A 26917-nucleotide genomic window follows, 5' to 3' on the forward strand; every position below is an offset into this window, starting at 1 on the left:
TTTTATGCGACCTTCCAATTGTCGCGACATCTTTCGTTTTCTCAGGCGCATCGAGCGCCTTCTAAAACGAGCCTCCGACAACCCTACAGCGTTATTTGAGTTACGCGGGTTGTCTGCGGCTTACAGCGCCAAGACAGTTAGCCATATAATTGTTGAAACGCCATTGTGGTTTCGTGCGGCGCATCGAGCGCCTTACGAAACAGACCTCCGCCAGCCCTACAGCGTTATTTGAGTTACGCGGGCTGTCTCCGGTCAGGCAGCGCTCTATTCTTCGACCTCACCAAACTCGTCAATCGTCCTTAAAAAATTCGCGGATTGTCACAAGTCTGGCTCAAGGGTGTTTGACGCAATTCGGTTCGGCATAACCCGCTTCTACCCTTCATTTTTCTTTGCTTTGGCGCCCTTTTGCTGATAGGAGGAGTAAGTCCTTTAATGTCTGTGAAGCAGGAAATGTAACTTGTCGTTGTTACACAACACCAACCGCCGCGGAACTGCCTTTAGCCAGGAGCTGGCGAAGGCTGTTCTTGATGATTTGCGGGCAGGGATGGACAAGGTTTCGATAGCTCGAAAGTACGGTATATCCCGCATGTCCGTTTATCGGCTCATTGAGCGTGGATTGCCCTCAGAAGCGGGCGCTTCTGTTGACAAGCGGGTCTATGTGCGGCTGGCGGTTTCGGATTATGACGCGCTTGCGAAGGTGGCGGCAGAACGGGGGGAGACAATTTCAGCGGTGTCGAGAAGAGTGTTGCGTCGCGCAAGCGGCTTCTTCGATGCGGATCATGAAATCGCGGCAGCAGCTCTGAAGCTTTCCAAGGAGCTGAAAAAGATCGGTACCAACCTCAATCAGGTTGTTTATCAGATTAATCGTGAAGCTGTTCTTCAGGGGAGGGGAGCGCCGAGCAACAAGCACCTTCAGGCAATTACGGATATGCAGACAGCGATTGTTCGAAAGGCGCGGGAGGTCGATCATCTTTTTGTTCGTGCTGGCCGTGTTCGCCTAACTACGGTCAATGAACTGATGGCCAAGGACGAAATCTAATGGCTTCCGTCTACGGCTCTAACCGATATGAGTTTTACAAAAACGTTGGCGGCTTGAGCCACGATATCGGACGCGTTCGAAATAATGTCGGCCAATATGCTCGCAACGTTCGCCGGTTGCCACAAGTGATGTTCAAGGCCGTGAAGACCGGATACGCGAGCGGGTTCATCGGCTTGTCTGCGCAAATGAATTATGTTCTGGGCAAGGCATCGAAAATCATCGATCCATCGGGCGAGGTCGATGGTCTGGACAAGCTGGACAGCAAGAAGACGAACGAGATTGCATCGCAGTGGGTCGATGGATGGAAGAAGTCGGCCAAGGATAATCGCCATTCGATGCACCTTGTCGCCAGTTTTCCGGCTGGCTCACACCCCGGCGCGGTGGAGTACATCGTCCGTGACACTTGCGAGGAATTGCTTTCGCAAGGTCGCGGTCGTTTTGAGTATGTGGCGGCAATCCATACCGATACTGCAAATCCGCACGGCCATATCCTCGTCAATCGCCGTAATGCCGAGGGCGAATGGTTCTATTTGGCTCGCGATCATGAGTTTTCCTATGACGTTTTCAAGGACGCCCTGGTCAAGCACGCCCGGAACTACGGGATCGAGCTAAACAATTCATCGCGGTTCTCACGAGGACTGGCCGACTATCCAGCTGACAAGCGCAATTTCGCGATGCGCGGGCTTGAAGGGAAGATCGTTGATTACGGCCATGCCCCCTATCGCAACCAGAAGAAGGGTTCGGACAGCTTCTATATCACGCTCGCGACGGAACGTTTCGGAGAGCGTACCTTGTGGGGCGTGGGCCTGAAGTCGGTTCTTGAATCGAGCGGCGCTGAAGCAGGCGACACAATCAACATCAAACATGCCGGTAAGCGCGCTGTGACCGTTCCGACCAATGACGGCCAGACGATAACAACGCACCGGAATGACTGGCGCATTGCGTTCAACGGCCTTGAGTTTGGCACGTTCGATGACGTGGATACCGTAACTGATAACGAACGGTCGGTAGCCGACGAGCGCCGGGAAATTGTCTTGTCTGAAGCCGGAAAATATCGTCGGTTCTCGGACGTGATGAGGGGGAGCTATCTCGCATTGGGATTGGCTTTCTCTGCGGCTGCGGAAACATTGCGCAGCGGCAGGAGCGTGGACGTACTTAAAAACTTTATGGAGACAAGCATGAGTGAAGCAGCTGCAATTTCCGATGATGAGATCCGTTCTGACAGTGACGATCTATTTGAAACGATAGCGAAGGCCCGCACCCAACTGGATGCCGTGTGGCAGCGCATTCCTGAAATGAATGCGCTGGACAGACCGCGCATCGAGCAGAGTTATTTCAATGCCGTTGGCGATATGGACCGTCTGCTTGTGGGCGAGCGTCGGCGTGAATTTGAAGAACACGCCACAGGTTCGGTATATTCGGACGAGCACCGCAAAAGACTGTCGCAGCGTTTGTCACCAGTGACAACGCAACGTCTGGAACAGTACGGCATCAACAAGGACGAATTTGCTGCGCGTATGAATGTTGAAAATTGTTCCTTTGCATTGGAATCACATTGGATCGAGCGTGATGCTGAAGCTATTGCACGTCAGAGCGGCCTTGACTTTGAAACCACACAGGGGAGGGGGCAAGCCCTTGAACGGGCCGCTGCGCTCCACGCAGCTATAATTTCGGAACTCGACCAGAAGGAAGAATTGAGCCTTCAGGACTGGAACGAGTTTGCTGACATGCAGGCGATTATAGACCGCGCCGACTGGAACCGCGATTATGACGACGCTGCGAAGGCTTTCGAACAATTTGCTGCGAAATCTCCACTTCATGCCGAAATGGCGTCAACAGTTCTGGATAATCACATTGACCGCATCCCGGCCAATCTGGATGCGCTTTACGTCAGAGCGGATCGCCGCGACACGATGAATGCGATTGTTGAGCCTATGGGTATCACTCTGGACACACCGAAAGGCCGGGCGGATGCGCTGGACACGCTGGAAGCACGCTATCTAGGCGTCGGCAGCGATACCGACACCATCAATGAAATTCGCGATCTTGCCAAAAAGGACATTCTGACTTTCGAGGACAGCAAGCGTCTCACGGAAGGTTTGAACCTTGTTCTTGGCAGGAATGGCATGGACCGGCTGAATGGAGCTGATAGCAGTGTCTTCAAGGATGCTGGAATAGACATTGATCGAGACGAAGCGCTTAGAATTACAGAAAGCTATTCGGCTGCTTTGCAGAAGCAGGGCATCAACACCGAAAGTCTTGATCGCGCCATTGTGGCTGAAAAAGAGCTCGTGCAAACCGACAAGGAAATTCGCCAGCTGCACGACGAACGGGAAAAAGGCAATCTCACACGGACCCGCGACCTGAAGGATGACGAGTCATACGGCCTATAATTAATGGTGTTTTGATATGAATTTAGCTCAAGAGAATAAGAAGCAGATTATTTCCGGCTCCGTTCTCTGCGTAATCGGATTGTTATTCGGTTATGTGATCGCAACCATGATACTTACGGTCTGGCATTCTGAGTGGCGCGTTGATTCACTCTTTCTGCTGAAGAATTATGATATGCTATACAGGCTTCATTACCGCGAGTTTGTCATATCGGCCCTGTTGATTGCGTTGCCGGCTGTTGGTGGGCTGTTACTCAGCACACGCATTGTAGAGCCGTCACTGACCGCTTTTGGGACCACTCATTGGCAAACGAAGGCAGAAATGAAGCGGAAGCATTTCTTTGCCAATCCCGCCACCGGCTTTCTGCTTGGAAAGACTGGAAAGCCGGATGCACAGGGTCAGCATATAGTTTCCGCCAAATTTCCTCATTGTCTACTAGTTGCGCCGACCGGAGCCGGTAAAACAGTCGGTTTTGTAATCCCGAACCTTTTGACGTATCTGGGCAGCGCTGTTGTGCTTGATGTTAAGGGGGAGTGTTTCGAGAAGACGGCCAGATACCGCGAAAGCCTTGGTCATAAAGTATTCCGCTTTGGTCCTCGTGATTTTGATATGCCGAGCCATCGGTTTAATCCCCTGCATCGCATCGCGGCTTATACAAACCCGGCAAAACGAATGGCGGAAATCGACAAGCTGGCGACTCTGTTCCTTCAGGCCGAAAGCTCACAGGCCGCTAGTTTCCTGCCAAATAGCAAGGATGTCTTCATAGCCTGTGCAATCCTGGCCTATGAACAGGGCAACTTTACATTGGGCCACGTCTACAAACTCGCCTACGGAGGCGAGCTGGACAACAACAGCAAGTTCGCAAACTATGGCCGGATCGTAAAAGATGCCAGCGCAAGAGTCCTTTTCCAGAAACTGGCCAACACGGCCAAGGACACATTGAGCGCTTATCTCTCGGTGTTGAGTTCCAGCGGATTTGCGCCATGGGCAAATCCGCATACGTGCGCAGTGACAGCGGCCCACGACTTCGATTTCTCGCAATTTCGCCGTTCGCCCAATACCGTCTATTTCACCGTGCCATATGATGACCTTCGCACCATATCGCCACTCGTGAGAATGTTTTTTTCCGAGTTGATTGCATCCCTTCAGGCCAAAGAGCCGGGACCGGACGAGCCGTTTCCCGTAATGATCCTTCTTGATGAGTTTCAACGGATTGGGAAAATGCCAATTCTTGTCGATAGTCTTTCGCTTCTGCGTTCTTATGGCGGGAATGTCGCTATCGTCACTCAATCAATTCCAGACCTTGACCGCGTTTACGGAACCGATGATCGCAAGGCTATTCAAGCAAACAGTGGCATCAAGCTTTATCTGACACCAAGCGAGGAAGACACTATCGGGGAGCTGTCCGAATCCGTAGGCACGACTACGAAGAAGGTCACAACCAGATCGCGTTCCATAAAGGATGGTGTTTTCGGCTCCAACGTTACCGAACGATCGGAGGAATATCCGCTTCTTACGAAGGACGACGCCCGACGATTGCCTTCCGACGAGATTGTTATCGTAATCAACGGTGACATGCCCATACGGGCAAAACGACTTCAATATTACGCGGATCGCAAGCTAAAGCCGCTTTATGACTCGCAGGATATGAAGAAGCCCGCACCGATCCCAACGCATATCATAACCGAGGCAGATTATGACAGCGCGCCGAATCTGGAGCAGCTCGAACAGGATCGAGCAGACGTTGCAGCCAAGAACGAAGAAAACCGAGCCGAAGCACGAGCCAGCGTTTCAGAGCAGTTAAACCAGCAGAATGTCACGCGTCGCGTTCGCAAGGCTCATACGCCGCGTCCCACTGAAGCAAATCCCGTTGCAGGGTTATTGCCCAATGGGGATGAGGTGAAGCGTATCAGCACCAATATTAGCGATCTATTCGCCGAGGTAAGTTAGAGATATGCCGGGAGGGATTAGTTTCGCTCCCGGCAACGAAGTATGGTTTGACGGCTAGTTCCGTATCTTCTCGCCAACGCAGACACCGTTTCTGTTCCAGCTGATAGAGCTTGGCGAACTTCCTCTTTTTTATCGACGCTTAGGGACGGACGACGCCCCAATGTCTGGCCGTTGAGCTTGGCGCGCAGCAGTCCAGCCGTAGTCCGTTCCACAATCAAATCACGCTCGAATTGAGCAACAGCGTTCAACACTTGCATTGTCATCATTCCGGCCGAGCTGGTGAGGTCTACGCCGCCGAGCGCGAGACAATGGACTCGCACACCCATTTGGGCAAGTTGTTTGACTGTATTCGTCACATCGAGTGCGTCCCGACCCAAACGATCCAGTTTGGTCACAATGAGCACATCGCCTTCTTCCAGCCGATCCATCAGCCGGTTAAATTCGCGCCGCTGAATGATCGGAGTGCTGCCGGAAACGGTTTCGGAGACAACGCGTCTAGGCTCCACTTTGAAGCCAGCTGCGTTGATTTCCTGAATCTGGTTTTCAGTGGTTTGGTCGGTTGTTGAAACGCGGACATAGGCAAAAGTGCGTGGCATGGGGAATTTAAAGCCCAAAATAACCAGTGCGGTCAAATAAAAACGGCGAGCCAAGGCTCGCCGTTTTCGCCCAAATTCTTTCGACTGGAGGTCTAATCGCAAGCAGTCCTTCTACTTGCTCAGTGGGCGTTATCTATTCGTGCCACAGCATCTAAAATTTGTCAAAAGCAAAATCAAACGCCGAAGGAATAAAAAAAGAGGGCCGAAGCCCTCTTTCTTAGCTCAATCCCGTTGGGATTAGAACGAACGCTGGAAGCGAACCATGCCCTGGAATGCATCTTCACCGTCGAGAACGGAGTTTTCGTCATCCCACTTGGTATAGGAAACTTCCGGGGTGATCGTGAAGCCCGGAACCAGTTCGTAAGCAACGTTTGCGGTTGCTGCGAAGGTGCCAGCATCTTCATAAGCGAGCTGCAGGTTGAAGGCAGCCTTTTCGGTTGCCTGGAACTTAGCGCCACCCCAGACAGCCCAATCGCCGCCCCAAGTGCCGTAGAAGCTGTCGTAAAGGCGGATACCGCGATCACGACCATTGGCATCCGTGTAAGCGTATTCGTAGGTGTCGTCGTTAGACTTGTAGCCACCCATTACCCAAACCGAGAAACGGTCGGTAATGTTTACGTCACCGCGAAGCTTACCGGCCCATTCTTCGTTACGAGCGTCGTAAGCTGCAACGGCAGCGATGGAACCCCAACCGCCAGCGTACTTCAGACCGCCAACAACGTGCGGCATGTAGTCCTTGATGGTGACGTCAACGTCGGAATCGCCATTGCCGCCTTCTTCGAACGACAGGATGGCCGAGAAGCCGTTGCCGCCGGTGAAGGTGTAGCTGATGAGGTTGGTGCGGTAGCCGCCAGCTGCGATCACGTCATCGTTGATGACTTCGCCGAGGTAACCGGGGAAGGTTACGAAAGCCGATTCATCGAGACCAACGCGGAAGCCGCCGAGCTGGATGTAGGCGTAACGGAGCGAGCTGTTTTCGTTAGCCGAACCGGTATGGTCTTCTGCGCCGTCGCTACCGCCGGTCCAGTTGTAACGCAGTTCGGTGAACGTCTTCAGAGTACCGAGTTCGGTTTCCGAAGCGGTCGAGAAGCGGAGCGTTGCACGGGCATTCTTGCCCCAAGTGTCACGGTCCAGATCGTTTACACGATATACGCCATCTGCACCCAGAACGCCTGCACCACGTGCATAAACGCGGTCACCGCCCTTTGCGTCGTAACGGACATAGCCATGTACGCGCAGGCAGGTTTCGGTGCCCGGAATGTAGAAGTAGCCAGCGCCGTATGCATCGCAAACGCGGACGTATTCAACGGCTTCTGGTTCTGGTGCAATAATCGCGTCGGCAGCCTGTGCGCCCGAAGCGGCGACCAGAGCAGCAGCGGAGCCGAGAAGAAGGCTCTTGATGTTCATTTCTGACCTCCAGTTAGGTGTTTGTTATTCACACGTAATGTTTATTCGCGTTTGTGAAACATCTGCAACGATTAAAGCGCGGGACAGAATTTTCCAGATAGGCAGTGTGGCGGAATAAACACAGTTTTGGTCCACTTGCGGCAAATGTGGCCGCAATTTGCCCGATAAGCTGTGGAAATATTAACGAGACGTTAATGGCTATTTCGCTGAAATACGGGCGGTTTTGTTCATTATCATTAGTGGATAAACAGCAAAATGTGGCTGTTTTGCCTTTTTTATGAGTTGGCTCACGCGCTCATAAGCATCTCGATTCAACCCGATTTCAGTGCTGTATTCAGTGTCGAACGCATCTGCCCAATTGCATCTTCAACAGCGTTCATGCGGTCATCCAGTTGATGGAGTGTAACCGAACTCACATCGTCGAGGTTCAATCTTCGACGGTCAATTTCTCGCTGGATTGCATCGCGGATCATATCGAGGCGCTTCTCGTCCGTGGACAATACGCCATCGACTGCTTGCAGCAGCTCATCTGTCATCGGCACCGTCACACGGTGCAGAAATTCTTTTTTACGTCCCATGGTTTGCAATGAATGCCTTAGAAAAAATTGCAGTCAATATCGATTATAAAAAAACACGCTGGACCAACCAACGTTAATACGATATATAAATAAACGTATTACCGCAAAACATTTTTTTAAATCGTTATTTCAAGGTGGATACCATGAATAGATCCTTCACCCAGACTTTGATCGTTTCAGCTCTTACAATCGTCGCCTGTAACGCTGCGAATGCCGGTGCACTTGATGCGCCGGAACCAGTCGTCCGTGATTATTCCAAGCCGATGAAGATCGAACCGGGCTATATGACCCGCGAGGAAATTGCTCGGGATATTCGCGGAATCCGATAAGCGCTTGATGCGGTAATACGGATGCAGTTGCTTGGTATGGCTCTTATGGCTATATCGAGCTTGGGCACAACGTGAACGCAACACAATCCCCCCCCAAGCCCGTTCCGGGATCGTTGTGCCCATCATTTTACGACTTTCTATAAGCTTCCAAAGCATCGGTGCAGAGGTCGAAATTATCGGATTTGGCAAGTTGCTCATATCGTAGCATGGCCTTGTAATTCCGGATGCCAAGCCAGCGCTGAACAATATGTAAGTTAAGACCGCTCATAACCAATCTGCTTGCGCATGTGTGACGAAGCACTTGAGGTACAATTGCGGCCTCACCTTGCCATCCAAGTTCATCTTTCACGGCGTTCCAAGCAAGCCTGAACCGGTGTTGATCGACACGGAAAAACGGGCCGCGCGCTTCATGTTCCATGGCTAGGATTGTCTGGTGGGCGCGCTTGGTTAAAGGAATGGTACGGCCTGCTCCCATACTGGTTTCAGGAATATGAAGACGGCCAGCAATCACACTTTCCCATCTTATAGCTATAGCTTCGCCCGGTTTCATGCCCGTATCGACTAAAAAACTCGCGAACTGGCCATAGATTGGATCATGATCGATCAGGCCGGTTACGATATGGCGTTCTTCAGTCAGACTCAAATAGCGTAGACTGTCGTCAGCCTCTTTAATCCGTCGATAGACGGGTACATTAGGAATCAAATTGTCCTTTTGGGCTTTGCGTAGCAGTTTGGTGAGCGCGACCATCTTGCGATTAATGGTGGCGTCAGAATTACCCTGTAAATGCAATTTTTCGACAATGACGCTGAAATCTTCTTCAGTTATGGCGCTGAAGCGGGCCGGAAAGATGCGTCCAATGTCGTTAACATACCCGATGGAGCTTTCTCGATGCCTTCCGGGTTTCCAAAGCTCAGATACATATCTGGCAAGTAATTCGCTTACTGTTACGGTCATTCATGCCCCCTTTATTTTTGCCCACCATTAAGCGGGCAATTGGACGTTTGCAACGTCTATGGGGGAGCCAGTCATTAGTCTTCGATTGCTTTTTCAGTGCGCCAAAAACCATCGGTCATTTCTTCACCTACCAAATGTCGGCAATGCGGGCAATAAATTGGCTCCCGATCCTGCCCACCTGGAACGCCCATTGAATGCTCAGTTATGGTATAGTGGCCGTTGCAACTTGGACACTCGTGAACACCGTTCATATTGCTATCCTTACTGTCACTCATCAATTCCCGTAATGCCGCGATACATACCAGCTGCTACTAGCTTTATCGCGTTCTCGGTTTCATCGACTGACCAACCAGCTTTCGCGGCCTCGTGCAAGATAGATTGGACTCCGGGTATGCCGGTATCCGCGATTGCCGACGCCGCGTCAGCTTCCGACGCTCCCGATAGGGAAGCTTGTTCTATGAGGTCTGCGACTTCCTGCGAGACTGCTTCTTGACAATCAATGTCGCGATCAGGGTAAGCGCCTTCATGTTTCGGTCGCCTCATTTCAGATTCTCCTAGCTATGTGTTGTGCTTCAGACAAGACAATTGCTCGATAATGCCAAGGTCGCGCATCGCGCACTATATCGCGTTCGTTTATGCCAGTCCTCCGACAAATCCGCTCATTTCATCCAACCGTACCTTAGCCAGCCGCACCCGGCCCATGCATCCACGCGCACGACATTTTTCTCGTGTTTCAACCTCATCGATGTAGCGCTGGCTGGCTTCAGCATCGGTGCAAAGGATATGACGTGTGAGATAATGTACGTGCCCACAGCTGCTGCAACGTGCTTCCAGTTTGTCGGTTTCGCTTAAGTCACTGGCGCGCAGTTGTTGTTTCCATCCCATAATATCACCAAAAATCTTCTGCTGAAGGAATACGCGTAAAGCTGATCTTTCCGCCTGCGTGACCGCCTTGTGGCGGACGCCATTCGCCGATGCTGACAACTGTGCTGGCATAGCGGGTATTCAGGCGATCAATAGCCATCGAGGCAGATTCCCATCGTCGGCGCTGTCGGTCATCGTTGTTCAGCAAATCCAGCTGGCGTTCGTTGGCATCTGAAAGGTCATAAAGAGTTACGCCAACCCGGAACACAGTAAGTCCACGCGGATAGGTTTTAGTTACCTCGCCCCACAGTTCCGTCAGAGCTGACAATATCGCCTGGTCGTCATTGACAACTGGCAAGTGTCGCTTGCCCATCCACGATCCGTCCCTGATCGAAAGCCAGAGCCACAGCCCAGATGCATAGAAATTCTCACGGCGCATCCGTCGCGCAGCTTTCGTCAAAAGCAGACGCGAGATTTCCGATGCACCAGACACCGTTCGGCTTTGAGGTGGAAGGACGCGCCCATGACCGAACATGCCCCGCTTAGATGCGGGAGCCTGTATGTCGTAACCATGTAGCGCGTACCACATACGCTCACCGGTAACGTTGCCCCACAGTTTGCGCATATGCTTGGGCTGGATGCTGTAAAGCTGTTCAGTCGTGTAGATTCCGGCCTTGTAGAGACGCTTAGCCATGTTGCCGCCTACGCCGGGGATATCTTCCATATTCACAGCAAACAATGGTGCTGGCATCATGTCTGGACGCCAGATCGAAAGGCCATTGCCGTATCCGCTGCCACTTCGCTTGCTTTCCTTGCATGCCATTTTGGCAAGCTGTCGATTGGCCGCAAAACCCATGCTGCATGTGATCCATGGGCCGACCAGTTCAAAGATCGCATCCTTTACATTCCGGGCCAGTGTCTCCGGGTCCGCACGTGCTTTTTCATCGAGCCGACACGTCAGCTCGTCAATGGATTTTGCCGTATCAATCGGAATGACGGCTTCAATTTCGGAAAGCAAAGCGTTATGGGCACGGCGATACAGGTCTGGCTTTTGAGGCACTAAAATGATGTCCGGACACAAGCGCCTTGCTTCTTCAACCGGCATCACATTCTTGACCCCATGCATCTTCGCCTCACGCGAACATGCGATGATGGCCGTGCGTGTGGTTCCTTCAAAGGGAACAACGCCGACCGGGCGACCACGCAAGCGCTTATCAGCCAGACACTCGACCGATGCAAAAAATCCGTCGAAATCCATATAGACACGTTCAATAGTTTCCGGCTTACGCATTGTTGGCTCCATTATAGGACGAACGGAACCACCCCACCCGCACGGCGAGCAGGAATGAATTCTTTGATTGGGACGATGTTCCTATTATGTTCTCATGTGCGCTGGAGTCAACAGGCAAACGAAAATTCTAATCGTCGGTCGTTTTGGTCCGGTGCAAAAAATTACCGGCTATGGTGACGGGCGCTGTATTTCTGGAAATGGCCCGTAAGTGTGTTGCGACCGGCTATGTGTTGCGCTTCAGCCATGACAATTGCTCGCCAATTCCAAGGCCACGCATTGGCACTATCGCTCTTTCGCCCAACCATTTCGCCAAAGGTTGTCGATACTTTTCACCGGCAAGAATGACAATTTCGCCATTGCCCGGAAGCTGGCGCTCTTGAAATTGCGCTATAACGCGTTGACCCCATGCAACGCGTTCGTGCGATGACATGCCAATCAGGGTCACATCGTATGGCGCAATGACCTCAGTTGGATCGACAAGGCCGTGCAGCGCAGATAGCACGAACCACGGAGCATTCCTCGCTTCAACATAAGCACGCGCTTTTTTAAACCATGCGGATTGATAGAGATCGGCAGCGGGCATTGGCCGATTTGCTTTCGCTTTCACGCAGGCCACCAAGTGCAATGGTGCACCCATTGATTATGCTCCTTTGTTGGAACTCTATCGGTCAAACGCTTGATAAAAGGACGCCAAACAGGCGGAAGCAGCCCCGACGATATTAAAAATTCGCCCGAATATTTCAATTTGCTCTGGTGGATCGAATAATTGGAAAATGGCCGACAAAAACCAAGCTAATCCCGACACTAACCAGCACCCAAATGTCATTATTTTCATTAGGTCCATGCTCTCCTTTTGTGGAATCCGACTACGCATGTGTTGGGGCTTACGCCTTGCGCCGAAGCCCCAGAGCATGACTTAGTATTCCTTTGGGAAGGAAGCTTCTATCTGACGGATGCGAGTAAGAACCTGTTCGGGGTCCGTGATGACGCCATTGTTTATAGCAACGATCAAATCGCCATAATGATTATGAAGCGCGTCTAATCTCTGGGCGTGTTTAGCAAAAGGTACGTTCTCAGGGCCATCATCCAAAGCATAGTGATTTATACTGCTTTGTGCGCTCTGAATTTCCTTTGAAATAAATTTCAGATGTTCTTTCAGCTCGTTCAACATATTATTTCTCTCCATTGTTGGAATTGTCAGGCTTTCTTCCGCTCTGTATCCCGATTGGGCTATCGACTATCCAATCGATAACGTCGTATCTGAATTCTTGGCGCGCATGATCAATGAGCGCGGCATAGATTGTGGAGATTGCGGCTAGGGCCATGACTTCATTCATCTGAATAACGTCAACGTCTTCCCAACCACACTGTTCGATCGAAGTAGCAACTTTTTCCAGAAGATCTTGGGCGGGCACGTGAAGTCCTCCCTTATCGGAATCTTGTCTCCTTTCGTCGGCGCCTTATGTGTTCCAGAACCACCGAGCCTCGATAACAACGATCAGGAACGGTGTTGAAACCCCGACTTTGGAAACAATGTCGGGGTTTAAGTTATTTCTGCCCTTTAAGGTGGCTGAGTTCGGTTTTTAATTCCTCAATCGACGTCTGAAGGCTTTTTATCTCACCGACAAAGTGAATTAGGAGCCTACCAGTAGCAAGCCGCAGATTTGAATCGCGGATTTTGCCTAGTATCAAATTGACTTCTTTCTCAAGGCTGCTCACCATCATTTCCCCCTCCCTTGTTGGAATGCACTCGCAGAAATTGCCGCCAGTCAGCTAGAACAGATTCGCATAAATGAAGCGGTGGCCTTCTTCGGTGATGAGGTAGTACATAAGGGCGGGAGCTTCGCATTGAATTAGGATGCCGCCCTTGACTAATTCATCAACGATTAGCTCTGTCTGTTCTACTTCGATGCCGTATCGATCAAGAATATCAGCGTCTATGGCGCTGTTGAATGCAATTTCACCTATCCTGATATTGGGATAATTCGCCCGAATATAGTTAAGCACAACGGCCTTATCCGATGCTGCAATCATGCTGCCCCTCGCTCCTTAATTGTCATCCAGTTTTGACACGTTTTCTACGGCCAACGCAGCTCGCAACGTGTCCGCGTGGTTGTATAGCGTTGATTTGCTGATACCGACGCGGGGGGCTATTTCCTCAAAGGATAAGCCGCCTTTCATGAGGTCGATGATTTCGGCCCGTTTTTCTGGCGTCATTTGGGACCGTCTACCTGGTCGTCGTCCACGCTCGGCAGCAGCCGCTTGACCGGCCAAAGTACGCTCAACGATCATGTCTCGTTCCAATTGAGCAAAGACGCCGATCATATGGAACATTGCCTTTCCGAAAGCAGACGAAGTGTCAATTTTCTCCGTAAGCGACACTAATTCTGCGTCCTTCTTTCGGATCGTGTCGGCGGTCTGGATCAGTTCGGATAGATTTCTTCCGAGGCGATCAATCTTCCAGACGACAAGCATTGAGTTTGGCCGCAAGGCTTTGAGAGCTTGTTTCAGGCCTTCTCTACCGGCGATGCGCCCGCCGCTTGCTCGATCAGTGAATATTCGATCAGGGGCAACGCCAAACCGCTTGAGAGCGTCAAACTGAAGATCAAGGTTCTGATCCTCGGTCGATACGCGAGCGTAGCCCCATTTAATGATTTCATCGTGTGCCATAACTCAGGTCATAGCATCAAAAATCGGAATCCAAAATCGATTTCTGGATTATATTTCTGGAATTTTTGTTGACCTCAATTAATTGTTGGAATATATTATTGGAAACAACGCAATGAGGTCATAATGCCAACGCCGACAGATTATAAGCGCGCTGCCGAAATGAATTTATGGGCTGCGAAAATGATGCGTCGGCAAGGTGACGATCGTTCGGCAGACAATCATCTCAATATGGCCGATTTTTATATCAAGCAGGAATTGCGCCGTGAGAAGGAAGGGGCGGGCAAATGAATTACAGCTCATGGCTTCAGAAAATTAGGGATGACGCGCAAGCTACGATTGCCGGTCAGTGTTTTTTGGATGCCGGATTTCAAGTAGTAACTACAGGCGGAACTTGCACGGCGTGGTCTAAGCCGCTGGAAAATGGTTGTTATCTGCTTGTTACCGATTGCGATGGCCTTGATCATCGGCTTTCGGATGATGATGCAGGGTGGCTAGTCGGCATATACGGAAATGACGAGCTGGCCGAGCTAGAGCCGGTTGAGGCCCAGAGCGTAGAGGAAGCGATTGAACGTGCCCACCAGTTCAGGAGTAAATATTCTCCATTCGGGGAGCAGACGCCTTGAAAGCTATTAGTCCGAATGAATTGCCTACGCTCCCCCAAGGTGCGACAGGTTGGGCCAGATCAACGAAGCGAGCGGGCAGCATGTTTCATGCGCACGTCCTGGGAAGTCCCTCTTGCGGTGCGCGGCTCCTGCTTGATCGGTATGCATCCGAGGAACCCAACGGCTTAGGCTCTTTCCAGTATTGGGGCGTTTGTCCGCGCTGCTATCGATTGACTAAACTTGATGAGCAACCCACAGGAGGCAAATATGCCGCTGTCTGAAAAGCAAATGAACCATCCTCGTTTTATGGCGTTCTCCGACATTGCCAATGAAGCAATTGCCGAAGCCGTGAAGCGCGCTTCACTCAATCCAGCAAAGCTACAAGAACTTGATGTTCATGCTGGCCGTGTTGTTGATGAAATCACGGCACTTCTAATGCGTGTCGATAAAATTAGCTAATTCCATTAAAAGCCGGAGCCGCTGAACAATGACCACTTTCGCAATTGGTGTAGGCGTAGATCAGGATGAACTCTACGTCATGGAAACAGAAGACAATTTCGGAGCTTTTGTAACCAAAGAAGCGGCAGCAATACGGGTTATCGAAATGGTTGATGCACGAATGGAGGCGCTGCGCAGCTCGAAGGCAAAGGCTCGCCGGATTGTCCGTTCGGCCAACACTTCGAAATAAGGCCGAGGACCGAATGTCATATCTGGACCGCTTAAAAAAGCATAGGCGAGTGGAGATAGTGAGCGACGAACGCCGGATCGGGAATGGCGTAATCGTTACACTTAAGCGCGGCTGGAGCTTTGATCCATTGGCCGACAATCGAGTTACCGGGGAAGATACGCCTTCAGTTGCGCTAGCCTCTGTCCGGCGGGCATCAGTTTACACCGGTCCCTTTGATGATTAAATCCAACACCGGAGGAACAATGGCGAACCTGGCCGACTATGACACGCTGGAATGTCTTCGTTGCGGTAAACCGACGATGCCAACTAAGGTGAATGCTGGCGGATCGGTACGCTACCGCTGCGACTGTGGCGACGGTATCCAATATCGCTGGACGATAAATCGTGCGGGCGAGGTCGTGCGCGAAACGCAAACACTAAGCTCCAAATAGCGCCGGAAAACAACCAAATATTAGAGGATTGCTGGAATGCAGTTGCAATACAATAAACAGACTTTCTCGAAAGGCTTTCTAGCGATATTGGCGGCAGCATTGGCTTTCTTAGTCTTTGTTGTCATGTACTCGGATCATATAAAGACTGACGTTAGGATTACGTTCTTTTGCACCCTTTTCGCTACTGGTTTGTGGACACTAACGCGCAGGGATGAACATGGAGCACTTTCAAGCCGCATTTTTGTAGTAGTGTTATGCACGTTGATCGCGGAAATTGTTCTACTTCAGGTCGCTTAAGGCCACGGCGCGCCCGGAGGACGACTATCATGAAAATGCCCTCGCCTTACTGGTCAATGAGCTATTCTGCCTCGCGCCGTGCGCATAATCATCGCTGCCGCGCTTGTAGCAAAATTATAAAGGATGACGAGCCTGTTTTGATGGCGCGTGTTGTCGGAAGGGCTACCAAGTGCATTCATGCAGCTTGCGCCGACCGGCTGAGCTTCAACGGTTTCAACGAGCGGGAATATTTGGAAGCGCACGGCATGGCCTATCTCGCCGCTTGTGGCTGGAAGGATGCTCAGCGTTTCATGGAAACGGCTCCCATCTGCCGCGCCTTTGCCAATTCCAAATAATGCCGGATTGATATCATGAAGCTCACCGCAATAATTTAAGCCGAGGAAACTCGATGAAAGATGAACAGCAGCGGTTCGCAATAGTTAGTAGAGTCTGCAATTTTTTTATTATCGTGGGCGCAGTGGTCGCCATCTTTGCTTCGTTTAAAGGCGCTTTGATTTTAGCTGGGGTGGCCATAGCCGTGTCAGTTGCCGGGATGACGTATCGTGCAATTGCCTCAAGAAGATTTATGAACAGTGTCCCGGACAGCGTTATCGAATCTTTCCGCCAGTCGGAATATGGAGCGCAGGATTGGGTTAATGACGAGCTTGATCGTCGCAAAAGCAACCACAAACGACCTGAATAAAAATGCCACCCATCGCAATAAACCGGGGCGAACAATGACCAAAGTGGGTGATGTTTTTCTTCAAGTGGGTGACGATGATACCGGCAAAGTTTCCTGGAACGAGTATCATGTGAGAACTATTCGGAAAGGCCGTGTGTATGCAACACTGAAGGCGAAATTTACGTGGGGCAAGGTGTCAACCAAGAATGGCGATTTCGGTTGGCTTGATCCCGTCCCGACATGGTGTCGCGAGAGCTGGCAGGATGGCAGCGAACCTCCTATGGATTTGGCCAGAACCCGTATCGCGGCGCTTAAGAAGGCTATTGCGTCTCATGAGAAGTTCTCGGAACCAGACAACTACCCTGATCCTGCTTTATACGACAAGACTTTGACTACCTTAAGAAAGATGCTCGTTCGTGAGCAAAACGCAGCCAAAACCAAACGCACCAGTTCCAAGAAGCGTGCCTAACATACAAGGAAATCGTGTGATCTTGTTCCACAGCGGGAATCTCGTTGATAGCACATCGTTTTGGCCGCTTACCCATTTTGGCACCCGAAAAGCGGCGACGGCGCGCGCCCACAAACGCTGCACAGACAGCTTGAAAAAGAATCTGCCTCCACCGGCCACTTATATGTATGAATGCGAAGTGGATTTAAGCACTTGCAGGATAATTCATACAGATCATGATTGGCTATGGCCTAACGGCCTAGCCCTAGTAGTCGAACTGTTCCGGCTGAAGCATCTTCCGAGCGACGATGAAGGCGTAAAAGCTACACGCCATATTCGTTTAGGTCGGGGAGATGCACGGCGAGAGCGCGAATTATGTTTCGACTTATTGCGAGATTTTGAGATTGGGGCGATTAGCTATGTGAACGATGTAGAGGATCGTGGTGCCATTTCCTATTGCGTCATCAATCCCGCGCTTATCACGGTTCTGAATCGCGAGGAATTATTAAATTGTCCGTAATTGTGTCCGAAACTGGAGGCTGTCCGAAATGTGGCTTCTGTTAATATTCGGACAGGCTGCTAAAGACTGTCCGTAATCGACCATTAACGGACACTAACCCGTCAGCTCCAAATTGGTGCCTGAACATTAATGGGCCACAGATATACGGTAGATAGTTCATGGGGGAATTGAATTGCGTGGAAGGCGATTGGGGCGGGGCCGAATCCTACGTTATGCTCGTTCGGCATAAACGTACGATTCTGAACTAATCTTGTTCTGCCCTCTGATACGCGGCTCGATTTTCGCTTAGGGTATCATTACGCCGCACGCCGGAACCAACATCACGTCGCGTTCTCAGTCCGTTCGTTGAGTTGGCCAAAATCGCAGCTTCGGGCCGACTAGGCCAATTACCAGCCAATCGGACGATAAGAATTACGTAGTCGATCCATACTTGCCTGCACTGCGTTGCTAGGGCGTACCCACCGCTTTTTCCATGCTTTTCGCAATGCCACAGCGGCGGCAACACTACTTACGGAAAATACGGATACAAAAACGATCCAGTCAACAAGCTGGACTTTTCCGGCAGACAGACCCGAATAGAAGACACAAGCGAATATGACCGGCAGCGGGACCACTATAAAAACCGCAAGCGCAATCGGTCGCAAGCTTCTCTTATAGCTCGCGCAGCACGTACTACAGAATGAGGTAGGTGCGGAACAAGCCGTTCCACAGCAATCGCAATGTCTGGTCATCGATCAATACTTTACAAAAACATATATAATATCAAGCATTATCCTACGTTTAACGCCGCTTAACGTCAAGCGAATTACCCTCCCTGCAATTCGACCAGATTGTTTTCTACCGCTGCAATATTGAGTTCCAGTTCCGCAATTTCCCGTCTGATCCCCTTGTTTGGTATTCTCGATTTTGCCGCTTCCATCAAAAGGCGCGTTTGCTCGGCTCGTAATGAGCGCGAGAGGCTTTTGAAGTTCTTGATGGTTTTGGAAATATCGGTTGTTGTCATTGTCGCCCTCAGTTTTTTCGTGATTGTACTGCCGGTAGTTCCGGCCACGGCCCATCTTCGATAACCCACTTCCACGCGGGAATTTCGGTTTCAGTGGATAGTTCATCGATGATATCCGAATGAATTATGTCGGAATCCGGGTAGAGTAGATACAGCCCTACAGGAGGCTTTAAGTCAGTAAGCAAGGCGCTAGCCAGTGGTTTATCTCTAGCATCAAATCGGAGCCCTTTCAGGAAACTACGACGTTGCGAAGTAAGCGCCTCGATCAGCGAGTATTCTTCCAGTGTTTCGCATGGAATCCAGTTTTCATTGACCAACATCAAGCCAATTTCTTCCACTATGGCCGAGTTGGCCTCGTTGACCGAAGCGGTTGCGATCATCATCAAATGCGAATGCTCGTATGCTTCAGCTAGTGCAAACTCCGTTGAAAACCGCTTGCGTAACCGTTCATGAGCCTTGTCATCGAGGAAAACTGAGAACTTGGGAGCATGTTTCACTGTAATCCGCGAACCATATCGCGAAGCTCCGATTTCCTTGACCTCGCCGACGATCAGTATCAGTTCTCGCTTGCGCGGATCGCCTGACCGGAAGCGGTTGAGAAAACTATTCCGGCGATTATCAATGTCGTCCGCATGTTCGGAAGAAAACGCTTCCGGCACCAATAGTCTGTCCAGCAAGGCCATCTTGCGGGAGGTTTTTTGTGCAGCGGCCTCTATCAGTCGATTGCGAACCGTTCGCCAGTTTCGCTTGCCAGAAAACGCCGGAATCCAACGATGAATATCAGCTTCGTGCCACAAGTAATGCAACAGGCCGAGTAAGGAGAGCTTTGAATTGTCTACCTTGATTGTAGCACTCGGATTATCAGATGGTTTGGGCGGCGCTCGACCCGCTGCCTTGCTAAGCGAGAAATCGAATTTCAGCGCGGTTGTTCCGTCTGTCTGGGGCTGAATAGCACGCCCCATCACTTCACCTAAACCAGACAGGCCAGCTGGCGGTTCAAAATGCTCACATGCGGAATCGTGTTTAGAGCCTGTGCCTGGCATTCGCTTGATGAGGAAGCGGCCATCAAAGCGGGCTACGTACATTTCAACGGGTTCGCTTTGACAAAGGCACAACGGGCGCACTTTAGCGCCATGCGCGTCTTCAAGGTATTGATGAAAATGTTCGCTATCGCTCGAAAGCTCACTTTGCCGTATTTTATATATTGGCATATCGATCCCCCTGCACTTGGTGGACGTTCAGAAGCGGAACGGATAGAACAGGAACGCGGTCAAACCGCGTTCCTGATTGGCGGCTTAGAACAAGCCGGTTGGCTTTTTCGCAGGCGCGTTTTTGGCTTCCTGCTGAGATTTTGCTACCGGCTTGGATTTCTCACGAGCATGTTGGCGCGGTGCCGGTACGGGCTTAGCCTCACTGGTTTTCTGCACCGGCTTTTCGGCTGTGGCTTTTGCCAGCGCTTCACGCCCAAAAGGATCTACTGCAGCGGCGTTCAGTGCACGAGAAAGGCCGTCCATCGGGCCAGACAGTTCGACCGGCTCTGAAGCACCGTCTGCTGTTTTCAAGGCAAATGAAAATTTCACTTCAGGCGAGTTCGTGATTGCGGCCTGCAAGAAGCCCTCATAATTGAAGCTCGTGAGGCACATTGAATTGGTGCAGAACCAGTTCTTTTCCGGCAGGGTTTTTTCCAGACCAGAGAAAGAAAGCCGCATACCCTGTTTCAGATCGAGGTTTGTTGGAGCGCTAATAAGCAGAAGTGGTTTGTTATCTTCGCTCGGCGCGATTTTCCAGACCAGACCCGCATTCCCGTCGACGGTTTGCTGCTCCACGGAACAAACCCGCTTGTTGGCCGAAAGGAGCCATTCACACCGCAGCACCCAATTACCAAAGGGCCGTGAAATCGAAACCAGATCACCGTCTTCAAGGTCGGGCTTGATAAGTGATAACAGGCGCGGCAGCGCCACTTTCGTTGCCTCAATCGCCTTTGGTTCGTCGGCGGGTGGTTCGCTGGCTTGTGCATTAGTCGCCGCAATACCGGCCAGCATGGCTGCGATAATCAATTTCTTCTTCATAACAAAATCTCCTATGGCGGATGAGACGGTTTACGCCGTCACCGTTCCGCTAATCAGTTCAAGGTGAAAGACGCACCGGCATTCCAGCTGGTGTCATTGGTTGCGAATGAGTGCGCAATTCCGGCGTTAACGCGCCAGTTGCCATCTTCTGAAGTGTAACCGAAACCGGTTGCGATAGACGTTGAGCCTTTGAACCCGCCGATGCTGCCAGCGATAGAAGCTTTCCCCGGACGATCATCAAATTTCAGACTGGCCATAGCCATTGCTGAAGCCACGCCAGCACGCAATTCGGTTCTGGTCTTCGAGATTTCACCGGATAGTGCGGCGAATTGTGCCGAACTATCGTGGGCGAGTTCACTAATGCGTTGATCGGTGTAATCAAAACTGTCTTGGCGCGCTTTGTTGACCTGGCGCACAGTTGCCGCATCTGAATCCGCTTTACCGTCTGCGAGATTATGAATGCTTACAGGGCCAGCTCCACCGCCAGTAAGAGTGATCGAGTTGGATCGGGAACCATCCGAATTGCGGTCATATGAAATATTGTCTTTCACCTGTCCGTAATTCACGGCATCGCTGTCAGCGGTTCCGGCAGCAACGTTCGTAATCTTGACCGGGCCGGTCCCGTCGCCGGTAAGAACAACCGTGTTCGTGGGGTTTCCGTTTTCGTCCGGAACATACTGCACACCTAGTTTATTGGTCGCCTTCAGGGCATCGCCAACATTATTATAATCGACCCCGCCGACATTGTAGGACGGACCAGTGACCGATCCATCTTCATTGATCTTTGCGCCGCCGCCCAAGCCATCGAGAGCACCGGACAACTGGTCAACATTCGTGGCGTCCGTGCCCCCCTTGCCCGCAGCAACATTGCCCAATTGGACTTCCTTGCCCGTCCCGTCATTAAGGGTCAGACCACCTGTTTTATTGCCATCGGCATCGCGATCATAAAAAACTGCGTTGTCGGAAACGTCTTTGATATTCTTCTCCGATTCCGTAATGCGCCCTTCATGATCGGCCAAAGTAACGTCCTGCTCGGCGTTCTTTTTCTCCGTATCGGTGATGCGCCCTTCATGGTCGGCCAGAATAACGTCCTGTTCGGCATTCTTTTTTTCCGTTTCCGTGATGCGGTTCTCGTGATCAGCCAGTTTGGCATCCTGTTCCGCATTCTTCTTTTCGCCTTCGGTAATGCGGTCTTCATGGTCGGCTAGCAACCGATCATGCTCGTCCAGTCGCGCATCCTGTTCGGCATTCTTCTGTTCACCGGCTGTAATGCGGTTCTCGTGATCGGAGAGTTTGGCGTCCTGTTCAGTATTCTTTTTCTCGCCATCACTGATACGGCTTTCATGGTCAGCCAAAGTGGCATCCTGTGCCGCATTCTTCTGATCGTTTTCGCCAAGCCGCTTGTCCACGCCATCAAGGCGCGTGTCTTGCTGAGTGTTTTTTGTCTCTACGTTATTCAAGCGCGTGTCTTGTTGGGTGTTTTTCGTCTCTACATTTCCCAACCGGGATTCAGCATTGCCAAGTCGCGTGTCTTGCTGGCTGTTCTTGGTATCATTGGCATTCAGTCGATTATCCTGCTCAGCGTTTTTCGCATGAATAGCCGATAGATCGGGTACGGCATTGTTTACGCGCTGATCGATATAGTTGGTCAAGTCGGTCCTAGCCTTATTGACCACATTATTGATGTAATTTTCCTGTTGCTGGAATGCGCTGTTAACCTCACCAGCACTTACATAGCTATTGTAGACCCAGCCGTTACCATTCTCACCATTCGCGCCGGGTTTACAAACATCGGCTGTGACTTGTTGTTCAGAACCGCCCGGACCGGGTATTCGTACAACATGGGTCACTTGCTGGCCGTCGCCAGCAATACACCCGGCCCTGCCGTTTACGACTGGCGCAGCGTTAGCATCAGTACCGCTCGCGGTTAAACCAATAAAAAGACTAGCGGTGCTAGCCAAAAGCACCTTTATTCTAAGGTGTGATCGATTAGACATTCTTAGAATCCTTGAAACTTGGTGTGACAGCCGGTTTTCTGGATAGCCGGTTGGAGTGCTGCAACACTCCAACCGGCACATTTCTATGCATCGAAATTCGCTCCTATGGTTTGCCTCTCACGCGGCTTGCGCGGGCTTGCATCCGGGATGGAGCGCCCTGAAAACTGCCTTGTGAAGCCGCTGGCGAGGGAGTTACCGGAGCTGGCGAAGCCGGTTGCTGTGGAGCGGGCGGCGGCGGTATTCTCGTCGTACCGGGAGCCTGCCGACTTGCGATTGCGTATATGTTGGCCGCAGCGCCAGCCAGATGTGCGGGCGAAACGTTCTGAATCATGCCGGAAAGTCCGGACACGATTATCGGAATGAAAAAGATGATAACGATCATCATGGTAGAAACGGCGATGAACGGAATGAAGCCCGCAATCGTTTCTATTGGCTGGCTGCTGATCTTGGAGAGATAGGTGTAAATGACATTGTACGTCATCCCAAGCACTCCCGCCGTAATAACAGGGTAGAGCGTATAGGTCACAGCACCTTGGACCCAACGATAGAAATAGTCTTTCGTCGCGTCGAAGATAAAGCAAGCGATGAACAGCGGTGCGATGCAAACGAACACGGCAAACATCACCTTTGAATAAATGATGATGAGCGCGCCGAGGCAACCAAGGAGGCTCAGCTGCCACGTAATGAGATTCGACATGATTGCGCCCGCAAACCAACCGGCGCGCTGTCCAACTTCATTTCCCTTTTCCGCTAGCGTGTTGATGAGACTGTCAATCGCGCCAGCGATTGAATGCGCCTTGGTCGGCGCCGTCATCGTCAGCAAATTCGCGGCCACTGAGTCCATGCCGCTTTGAATGGCGCTGGCAGCGGCATCAAAATTGCTCCACCGCATCCCGATTATCGCAATGGCCATAAGCTTGATCATCAAGCCCAGAAAACGACCAAGCGAAATTGCTTGCAGTTGCAGGAACTGGTTGAAGGCGAGCGCGATAATCGCAATCACGGAGGCTGCAACCGTCGCTGAGCGGACCGCATTCAGGACAGCCATAAAGCCTGACTGTCCAACCGAATTTATCAGACCATCTGCTGAAGAAACAAAAGCGCCGACGAAGGAATCCATTATGCGGCCCTCCTGTCCGGTCGGTAAATCTCCACGATCCCACGATCAGCACCTTTACGGCCTGCCTGAATAATCACGTCGATTGTTCGACCGATGTAATCCAGCAAGTTTTCGTATGTCATGGGAACGCCGGAGCGGGCCGCTGCAATCGCAAGGCGATCTAGTGCGAGTTCCGGTGTTTCAGCATGAATGGTAGACATGGAACCACCATGGCCGGTATTGATCGCCTCAAGGAAAGTCATCGCTTCCTTGCCGCGAATTTCACCAACGATCAGGCGATCAGGTCGCATTCTAAGGGATGCTTCCAAAAGCCTATCGGTTGAACGAATTTCCGAACCACGGTCCGCGATTAGCGAAACGCAGTTAGGTTGCCCCGGATAAAGTTCCGCCGCATCCTCAATAGTGATTATGCGGTCCTTCTCATCGATCAGGGATATGATCTTGCGAAGTGCCACGGTCTTACCCGTATCGGTTCCGCCTGCGATCAATATGTTAAGCCGATTTGCGACACAGAATTCCAGAGCTTCCATGAGCCTGGAACCGGCAATGAGATCGTCAAGCTCGGCCATTTTCTTGGTGCGCATTTCGGTCATCGACTGAGACTTGCCGTGCAGATAATTCAATTGAATCTGCCCAATATCGAGCGAGGAATGCAGACGTAAGGCAATCGCGCCTTTCCCACCATGAACGGCGGGGGCAAGCAACCCTTGGGCACGGATCGAACGGTCATTGTAAACAACCGAACCAGAAATCAGCAGTTTGTCATTGCCGACCTTGGCGTGGGTTTTTGCCGCCATCTGCTGAATAAGGCCGGTAATCTTGTTGGCCTCCAGCTTTTTCCCGGTTTCCACCATGGCTATGTCACCACGTCGCAGCACCCAGATTTTGCCATCCGGGTTAACAGCTATTTCGACCATGGCGGGTTCAATCAGCCATTCATTCAAAGCGGAAAGACTGTCTGAAAGATAATCCATCAGAAAATCTCCAAGTCTCGATCAACAAAGATCGTGATGTTAGCGCCCTGCTTTACGCCGATTGTGGGAGGTCGGTTAAGGTACTCACCCACGACACCACCCAATGACGATTGCATGTTCTGCGATATGGCATTGGCAAGGTTAGTCGCATCGTTGTAGCCATTGGAGTTGTTGGAATTGTTGTTGTTCCGGTTGGACAACGATGCCGTTGCTACAGCCGGTGCAACTCCAATAACGCTAATCAAAGTGGCAGAGCCGAACCGTTCAAAGAAATGCGTGTCAACTTTGCCCTTCATACCGGCCTGCCCGATTGCATCAGCCCCATATGAATTGATGGTGACAGTCTGGTTATCAGGCAACAAAAGCCGATCCCAGATGACCATTACGCGCTTCTGACCGAGGGTTACATTGTCGGAGTATTTGCCGAGAACCTTAGCGCCACGCGGGATCAAAATCCGGCTTCCGTCAAGCGAATGCACGTCTTCGGAAACTACTGCCCGGATCATTCCCGGTAGATCGGTATTGATCGCTGTTTCCAGCGAGGCCTGTATGACGGTGCCCTGCAGAACGGTATTTGCCGGATTGGCAACAATCTGGGCGCGTTCCATTGGTGCTTGCTTGGTGGCATACCGGGCAAACAGTTCATTCTGGCTCATGCGCCGCATGTCCAATTCGGTATCCGGCGCTCCAGCTTTCGCCCCATCGTCGCCGCCACCAGACGTTCCAAGAGGATTAAGCGGCGATTTCACGCGCCGTTCCCAAAGCGCTTCAGCTGCTAGCCTCTTTGCATCATCATTTTCCGATGGCTGGCCATTGGCAATCCGCATGGCATCTAATTGCGCCTGCAAGCGTTGCGCCTCAATATCCTTGGCATGCAATGAGCGCTGATAGTCGGCTTGCGCGCGCTCCATTAGCCTTTGAAGCTCGTTGAGCTGGTCATTGAGCTTCTGGATTTCGGCATCGTCGCGCACTGTTTCCGGCTTACGGTTTCTTAATTCCTCTATTTGCGCCTTCAAATCCGCAATTGTCTTCAGATATTCCGGGTTTGGGTCAACCGGCTTAGGCGGCACCGGCTTGTTCATATTGCCGAACGCATCGCCCTCGTGACGAACAAACGAAGTGCTTTCGCTTGTCTTGAGGCTGCTATCCTGACTTGCAGGCCAATTGATATAAGCCAGCAACCCGCCGCCGATGACAACCGATGCCGCCAATACCGCGAACTGTTGCATACGGACAGGGTTCGACTTGTTCTCCGTTTTCGATGCGGAAACACTTGCGGCCAGCTCGCTTGCCTTCTCTTCCGGCGTTTTATCGGTCATGAGTAACCTCCACAACTTTCTTGACGGGCTGTCCGGGCTGCATCCGCTTGACTACGGTTTCCATGTCTCCCGAACGCAGGATCCAGTAATTGGATATGCCGCTGACACGCATCACCCGATTTTCGAGCATGGTGCTGTTGACGGTGATTTCATCACCAGTCAGTGTTTTGAAAATTGCTGGCAGGGGAGCAGTGGGATAAAATGTGAAGTAGGTATAAACACCATCATCGTAGACGCTTGTTGGCGTGATGGCATTTTTCACATTGGCACCATAACGCATGTATGCGCCGGTCGGCTGGACCTTTTTGCTGTCAGGGTTCAGCTGATCCTTGATTGTGTAACCGCCATTAAAACGCACCGTGAAATAGGTCGTCGATGGCTTCTCGATGACATTGAGATAATACGCGCGGCGGTTCGTGTAGAGGGTAACGTTTGTATTGATACCCTTCATTACCGGCTTGATCGCCACCACTCGGCCACCGGGAATGCTTGTGAATTGCAAGGCTTCCGTGTCGCCTGCAACCACGTTATTAAGAATTTCTCCGGCCGGAAATTCGATCGTCGTGGTTTTCAGTACCGATGTGTAAACACGATATACCTGCCCATCGACATAGCTTGCTTCACGCACCCGATTATCGAGATTGTTTGACGGCGGCACGGCTTCAGCCATAGCGGAAGCCGGGATCGCGCTTAGAATTGCTGCAATCAGTAATTTCCT

Annotated in this window: 35 protein-coding genes; 14 read left to right on the forward strand and 21 right to left on the reverse strand. The window is 51.3% G+C overall.

Translation table 11 applies throughout. The features are described 5' to 3' along the window. From FG152_RS24205 to FG152_RS24220, 4 genes are all read left to right on the forward strand, one after another. The coding region (locus FG152_RS24205) for a hypothetical protein (RefSeq protein WP_498988852.1) at positions 1-232 on the forward strand (232 nt) is incomplete at its 5' end. A gap of 225 nt (positions 233-457) precedes the next feature. After that, the gene (locus FG152_RS24210; RefSeq protein WP_498988854.1) at positions 458-1039 is read left to right on the forward strand and encodes a hypothetical protein; all 582 of its coding nucleotides are present in this window, start codon (positions 458-460) and stop codon (positions 1037-1039) included. Beyond that, positions 1039-3432, forward strand: coding sequence for a relaxase/mobilization nuclease domain-containing protein (locus tag FG152_RS24215; RefSeq protein ID WP_498988856.1), 2394 nt, complete (start codon positions 1039-1041; stop codon positions 3430-3432). The genes FG152_RS24210 and FG152_RS24215 overlap by 1 nt, the downstream gene beginning before the upstream one ends. A 16-nt stretch (positions 3433-3448) precedes the next feature. Then, the gene (locus tag FG152_RS24220) at positions 3449-5380 is read left to right on the forward strand and encodes a type IV secretory system conjugative DNA transfer family protein (RefSeq protein ID WP_498988860.1); all 1932 of its coding nucleotides are present in this window, start codon (positions 3449-3451) and stop codon (positions 5378-5380) included. A 17-nt stretch (positions 5381-5397) separates the two neighbouring features. Here FG152_RS24220 and FG152_RS24225 read toward each other — a convergent pair whose 3' ends face one another. The 3 genes from FG152_RS24225 to FG152_RS24235 all read right to left on the reverse strand — a co-directional run bounded on the left by FG152_RS24225 (position 5398) and on the right by FG152_RS24235 (position 7961). Next, on the reverse strand, positions 5398-5976 hold the full coding sequence (locus FG152_RS24225) for a recombinase family protein (RefSeq protein WP_498989010.1): 579 nt from the start codon (positions 5974-5976) through the stop codon (positions 5398-5400). Positions 5977-6213: 237 nt separating this feature from the next. After that, a complete protein-coding gene (locus tag FG152_RS24230; protein WP_498988862.1) occupies positions 6214-7383 on the reverse strand; it encodes a porin in 1170 nt (389 codons plus the stop codon). 311 nt (positions 7384-7694) lie between these two features. Then, positions 7695-7961, reverse strand: a complete 267-nt coding sequence (locus FG152_RS24235; RefSeq protein ID WP_498988866.1) for a YlcI/YnfO family protein — start codon at positions 7959-7961, stop codon at positions 7695-7697. 143 nt (positions 7962-8104) lie between these two features. On the opposite strand from FG152_RS24235, the gene FG152_RS24240 reads away from it, so the two are divergent. Then, positions 8105-8290, forward strand: coding sequence for a hypothetical protein (locus FG152_RS24240; RefSeq protein ID WP_498988869.1), 186 nt, complete (start codon positions 8105-8107; stop codon positions 8288-8290). Positions 8291-8417: 127 nt separating this feature from the next. Here FG152_RS24240 and FG152_RS24245 read toward each other — a convergent pair whose 3' ends face one another. The 10 genes from FG152_RS24245 to FG152_RS24290 all read right to left on the reverse strand — a co-directional run bounded on the left by FG152_RS24245 (position 8418) and on the right by FG152_RS24290 (position 14070). Then, positions 8418-9245 carry a tyrosine-type recombinase/integrase gene (locus FG152_RS24245; RefSeq protein WP_498988872.1) on the reverse strand — a complete coding sequence of 276 codons (828 nt, stop codon included), beginning with the start codon at positions 9243-9245 and terminating at the stop codon, positions 8418-8420. Positions 9246-9512: 267 nt separating this feature from the next. Then, complete coding sequence (locus tag FG152_RS24250) at positions 9513-9788, reverse strand: hypothetical protein (RefSeq protein ID WP_498988875.1); 276 nt, start codon at positions 9786-9788, stop codon at positions 9513-9515. Between the two features lie 90 nt (positions 9789-9878). Continuing rightward, a complete protein-coding gene (locus FG152_RS24255; protein WP_498988878.1) occupies positions 9879-10130 on the reverse strand; it encodes a hypothetical protein in 252 nt (83 codons plus the stop codon). A 4-nt stretch (positions 10131-10134) separates the two neighbouring features. Beyond that, positions 10135-11400, reverse strand: coding sequence for a Y-family DNA polymerase (locus tag FG152_RS24260; RefSeq protein WP_498988881.1), 1266 nt, complete (start codon positions 11398-11400; stop codon positions 10135-10137). 223 nt (positions 11401-11623) lie between these two features. After that, entirely contained in the window at positions 11624-12037 is a 414-nt protein-coding gene (locus FG152_RS24265; RefSeq protein ID WP_498988884.1) for a DUF6884 domain-containing protein, read from the reverse strand. 279 nt (positions 12038-12316) lie between these two features. Beyond that, positions 12317-12571: a hypothetical protein gene (locus tag FG152_RS24270; protein ID WP_498988887.1), complete on the reverse strand. Its 255-nt coding sequence runs from the start codon at positions 12569-12571 to the stop codon at positions 12317-12319. Between the two features lies 1 nt (position 12572). Beyond that, positions 12573-12815: a hypothetical protein gene (locus FG152_RS24275; protein ID WP_498988890.1), complete on the reverse strand. Its 243-nt coding sequence runs from the start codon at positions 12813-12815 to the stop codon at positions 12573-12575. 133 nt (positions 12816-12948) lie between these two features. Beyond that, on the reverse strand, positions 12949-13125 hold the full coding sequence (locus FG152_RS24280; protein ID WP_498988893.1) for a hypothetical protein: 177 nt from the start codon (positions 13123-13125) through the stop codon (positions 12949-12951). A gap of 48 nt (positions 13126-13173) precedes the next feature. Further along, a complete protein-coding gene (locus tag FG152_RS24285) occupies positions 13174-13434 on the reverse strand; it encodes a hypothetical protein (protein WP_498988895.1) in 261 nt (86 codons plus the stop codon). Between the two features lie 15 nt (positions 13435-13449). After that, positions 13450-14070, reverse strand: coding sequence for a recombinase family protein (locus FG152_RS24290; RefSeq protein ID WP_498988898.1), 621 nt, complete (start codon positions 14068-14070; stop codon positions 13450-13452). A gap of 123 nt (positions 14071-14193) precedes the next feature. Between FG152_RS24290 and FG152_RS24295 the strand changes: the two genes are divergently transcribed. The 9 genes from FG152_RS24295 (at position 14194) to FG152_RS24335 (ending at position 17717) form a co-directional block, all read left to right on the forward strand. Continuing rightward, positions 14194-14358, forward strand: coding sequence for a hypothetical protein (locus tag FG152_RS24295; RefSeq protein WP_498988899.1), 165 nt, complete (start codon positions 14194-14196; stop codon positions 14356-14358). After that, a complete protein-coding gene (locus FG152_RS24300) occupies positions 14355-14693 on the forward strand; it encodes a hypothetical protein (RefSeq protein ID WP_498988902.1) in 339 nt (112 codons plus the stop codon). The genes FG152_RS24295 and FG152_RS24300 overlap by 4 nt, the downstream gene beginning before the upstream one ends. Before the next feature lie 246 nt (positions 14694-14939). Then, positions 14940-15131 carry a hypothetical protein gene (locus FG152_RS24305; protein ID WP_258125188.1) on the forward strand — a complete coding sequence of 64 codons (192 nt, stop codon included), beginning with the start codon at positions 14940-14942 and terminating at the stop codon, positions 15129-15131. A gap of 28 nt (positions 15132-15159) precedes the next feature. Continuing rightward, positions 15160-15360, forward strand: a complete 201-nt coding sequence (locus tag FG152_RS24310) for a hypothetical protein (RefSeq protein WP_498988904.1) — start codon at positions 15160-15162, stop codon at positions 15358-15360. Positions 15361-15602: 242 nt separating this feature from the next. After that, complete coding sequence (locus FG152_RS24315) at positions 15603-15791, forward strand: hypothetical protein (protein ID WP_498988907.1); 189 nt, start codon at positions 15603-15605, stop codon at positions 15789-15791. A gap of 326 nt (positions 15792-16117) precedes the next feature. Beyond that, positions 16118-16423: a hypothetical protein gene (locus FG152_RS24320; protein WP_498988910.1), complete on the forward strand. Its 306-nt coding sequence runs from the start codon at positions 16118-16120 to the stop codon at positions 16421-16423. Between the two features lie 53 nt (positions 16424-16476). Next, a complete protein-coding gene (locus tag FG152_RS24325) occupies positions 16477-16770 on the forward strand; it encodes a hypothetical protein (protein WP_498988912.1) in 294 nt (97 codons plus the stop codon). Then, positions 16724-17218 (forward strand): hypothetical protein, encoded by a 495-nt coding sequence (locus tag FG152_RS24330; protein ID WP_498988915.1) that lies wholly within the window; start codon positions 16724-16726, stop codon positions 17216-17218. The genes FG152_RS24325 and FG152_RS24330 overlap by 47 nt, the downstream gene beginning before the upstream one ends. A 16-nt stretch (positions 17219-17234) precedes the next feature. Next, positions 17235-17717, forward strand: coding sequence for a hypothetical protein (locus FG152_RS24335; protein ID WP_498988918.1), 483 nt, complete (start codon positions 17235-17237; stop codon positions 17715-17717). 805 nt (positions 17718-18522) lie between these two features. Here FG152_RS24335 and FG152_RS24340 read toward each other — a convergent pair. The 8 genes from FG152_RS24340 to FG152_RS24375 form a co-directional block, all read right to left on the reverse strand. Then, the gene (locus FG152_RS24340) at positions 18523-18768 is read right to left on the reverse strand and encodes a hypothetical protein (protein WP_498988922.1); all 246 of its coding nucleotides are present in this window, start codon (positions 18766-18768) and stop codon (positions 18523-18525) included. After that, on the reverse strand, positions 18729-19931 hold the full coding sequence (locus FG152_RS24345) for a DUF1173 family protein (protein ID WP_498988925.1): 1203 nt from the start codon (positions 19929-19931) through the stop codon (positions 18729-18731). Before FG152_RS24345 ends, FG152_RS24340 begins: the two co-directional genes overlap by 40 nt. 84 nt (positions 19932-20015) lie before the next feature. Further along, the gene (locus tag FG152_RS24350; RefSeq protein ID WP_498988928.1) at positions 20016-20789 is read right to left on the reverse strand and encodes an invasion associated locus B family protein; all 774 of its coding nucleotides are present in this window, start codon (positions 20787-20789) and stop codon (positions 20016-20018) included. A gap of 53 nt (positions 20790-20842) precedes the next feature. Beyond that, the gene (locus FG152_RS24355) at positions 20843-22786 is read right to left on the reverse strand and encodes a YadA-like family protein (RefSeq protein ID WP_498988931.1); all 1944 of its coding nucleotides are present in this window, start codon (positions 22784-22786) and stop codon (positions 20843-20845) included. Positions 22787-22889: 103 nt separating this feature from the next. Then, positions 22890-23906: a TrbL/VirB6 family protein gene (locus tag FG152_RS24360; protein WP_498988934.1), complete on the reverse strand. Its 1017-nt coding sequence runs from the start codon at positions 23904-23906 to the stop codon at positions 22890-22892. Beyond that, entirely contained in the window at positions 23906-24880 is a 975-nt protein-coding gene (locus tag FG152_RS24365) for an ATPase, T2SS/T4P/T4SS family (protein ID WP_498988937.1), read from the reverse strand. The genes FG152_RS24360 and FG152_RS24365 overlap by 1 nt, the downstream gene beginning before the upstream one ends. After that, a complete protein-coding gene (locus FG152_RS24370) occupies positions 24880-26199 on the reverse strand; it encodes a TrbI/VirB10 family protein (RefSeq protein ID WP_498988939.1) in 1320 nt (439 codons plus the stop codon). Before FG152_RS24370 ends, FG152_RS24365 begins: the two co-directional genes overlap by 1 nt. Further along, complete coding sequence (locus FG152_RS24375; protein ID WP_498988942.1) at positions 26189-26869, reverse strand: TrbG/VirB9 family P-type conjugative transfer protein; 681 nt, start codon at positions 26867-26869, stop codon at positions 26189-26191. Before FG152_RS24375 ends, FG152_RS24370 begins: the two co-directional genes overlap by 11 nt. Positions 26870-26917 lie beyond the last annotated feature (48 nt).

This window comes from Ochrobactrum sp. XJ1 (genome assembly GCF_024701725.1).
Taxonomy (GTDB): Bacteria; Pseudomonadota; Alphaproteobacteria; order Rhizobiales; family Rhizobiaceae; genus Brucella; species Brucella anthropi.

Bases quoted from the DNA above. Each gene is read 5' to 3' on its own strand.
- FG152_RS24215 (WP_498988856.1), top strand. From the start codon at position 1,039: ATGGCTTCCGTCTACGGCTCTAACCGATATGAGTTTTACAAAAACGTT.
- FG152_RS24220 (WP_498988860.1), top strand. From the start codon at position 3,449: ATGAATTTAGCTCAAGAGAATAAGAAGCAGATTATTTCCGGCTCCGTT.
- FG152_RS24225 (WP_498989010.1), bottom strand. From the start codon at position 5,976: ATGCCACGCACTTTTGCCTATGTCCGCGTTTCAACAACCGACCAAACC.
- FG152_RS24230 (WP_498988862.1), bottom strand. From the start codon at position 7,383: ATGAACATCAAGAGCCTTCTTCTCGGCTCCGCTGCTGCTCTGGTCGCC.
- FG152_RS24235 (WP_498988866.1), bottom strand. From the start codon at position 7,961: ATGGGACGTAAAAAAGAATTTCTGCACCGTGTGACGGTGCCGATGACA.
- FG152_RS24240 (WP_498988869.1), top strand. From the start codon at position 8,105: ATGAATAGATCCTTCACCCAGACTTTGATCGTTTCAGCTCTTACAATC.
- FG152_RS24245 (WP_498988872.1), bottom strand. From the start codon at position 9,245: ATGACCGTAACAGTAAGCGAATTACTTGCCAGATATGTATCTGAGCTT.
- FG152_RS24250 (WP_498988875.1), bottom strand. From the start codon at position 9,788: ATGAGGCGACCGAAACATGAAGGCGCTTACCCTGATCGCGACATTGAT.
- FG152_RS24255 (WP_498988878.1), bottom strand. From the start codon at position 10,130: ATGGGATGGAAACAACAACTGCGCGCCAGTGACTTAAGCGAAACCGAC.
- FG152_RS24260 (WP_498988881.1), bottom strand. From the start codon at position 11,400: ATGCGTAAGCCGGAAACTATTGAACGTGTCTATATGGATTTCGACGGA.
- FG152_RS24265 (WP_498988884.1), bottom strand. From the start codon at position 12,037: ATGGGTGCACCATTGCACTTGGTGGCCTGCGTGAAAGCGAAAGCAAAT.
- FG152_RS24270 (WP_498988887.1), bottom strand. From the start codon at position 12,571: ATGTTGAACGAGCTGAAAGAACATCTGAAATTTATTTCAAAGGAAATT.
- FG152_RS24280 (WP_498988893.1), bottom strand. From the start codon at position 13,125: ATGATGGTGAGCAGCCTTGAGAAAGAAGTCAATTTGATACTAGGCAAA.
- FG152_RS24285 (WP_498988895.1), bottom strand. From the start codon at position 13,434: ATGATTGCAGCATCGGATAAGGCCGTTGTGCTTAACTATATTCGGGCG.
- FG152_RS24290 (WP_498988898.1), bottom strand. From the start codon at position 14,070: ATGGCACACGATGAAATCATTAAATGGGGCTACGCTCGCGTATCGACC.
- FG152_RS24295 (WP_498988899.1), top strand. From the start codon at position 14,194: ATGCCAACGCCGACAGATTATAAGCGCGCTGCCGAAATGAATTTATGG.
- FG152_RS24300 (WP_498988902.1), top strand. From the start codon at position 14,355: ATGAATTACAGCTCATGGCTTCAGAAAATTAGGGATGACGCGCAAGCT.
- FG152_RS24305 (WP_258125188.1), top strand. From the start codon at position 14,940: ATGCCGCTGTCTGAAAAGCAAATGAACCATCCTCGTTTTATGGCGTTC.
- FG152_RS24310 (WP_498988904.1), top strand. From the start codon at position 15,160: ATGACCACTTTCGCAATTGGTGTAGGCGTAGATCAGGATGAACTCTAC.
- FG152_RS24315 (WP_498988907.1), top strand. From the start codon at position 15,603: ATGGCGAACCTGGCCGACTATGACACGCTGGAATGTCTTCGTTGCGGT.
- FG152_RS24320 (WP_498988910.1), top strand. From the start codon at position 16,118: ATGAAAATGCCCTCGCCTTACTGGTCAATGAGCTATTCTGCCTCGCGC.
- FG152_RS24325 (WP_498988912.1), top strand. From the start codon at position 16,477: ATGAAAGATGAACAGCAGCGGTTCGCAATAGTTAGTAGAGTCTGCAAT.
- FG152_RS24330 (WP_498988915.1), top strand. From the start codon at position 16,724: ATGACGAGCTTGATCGTCGCAAAAGCAACCACAAACGACCTGAATAAA.
- FG152_RS24345 (WP_498988925.1), bottom strand. From the start codon at position 19,931: ATGCCAATATATAAAATACGGCAAAGTGAGCTTTCGAGCGATAGCGAA.
- FG152_RS24350 (WP_498988928.1), bottom strand. From the start codon at position 20,789: ATGAAGAAGAAATTGATTATCGCAGCCATGCTGGCCGGTATTGCGGCG.
- FG152_RS24355 (WP_498988931.1), bottom strand. From the start codon at position 22,786: ATGTCTAATCGATCACACCTTAGAATAAAGGTGCTTTTGGCTAGCACC.
- FG152_RS24360 (WP_498988934.1), bottom strand. From the start codon at position 23,906: ATGGATTCCTTCGTCGGCGCTTTTGTTTCTTCAGCAGATGGTCTGATA.
- FG152_RS24365 (WP_498988937.1), bottom strand. From the start codon at position 24,880: ATGGATTATCTTTCAGACAGTCTTTCCGCTTTGAATGAATGGCTGATT.
- FG152_RS24370 (WP_498988939.1), bottom strand. From the start codon at position 26,199: ATGACCGATAAAACGCCGGAAGAGAAGGCAAGCGAGCTGGCCGCAAGT.
- FG152_RS24375 (WP_498988942.1), bottom strand. From the start codon at position 26,869: ATGGCTGAAGCCGTGCCGCCGTCAAACAATCTCGATAATCGGGTGCGT.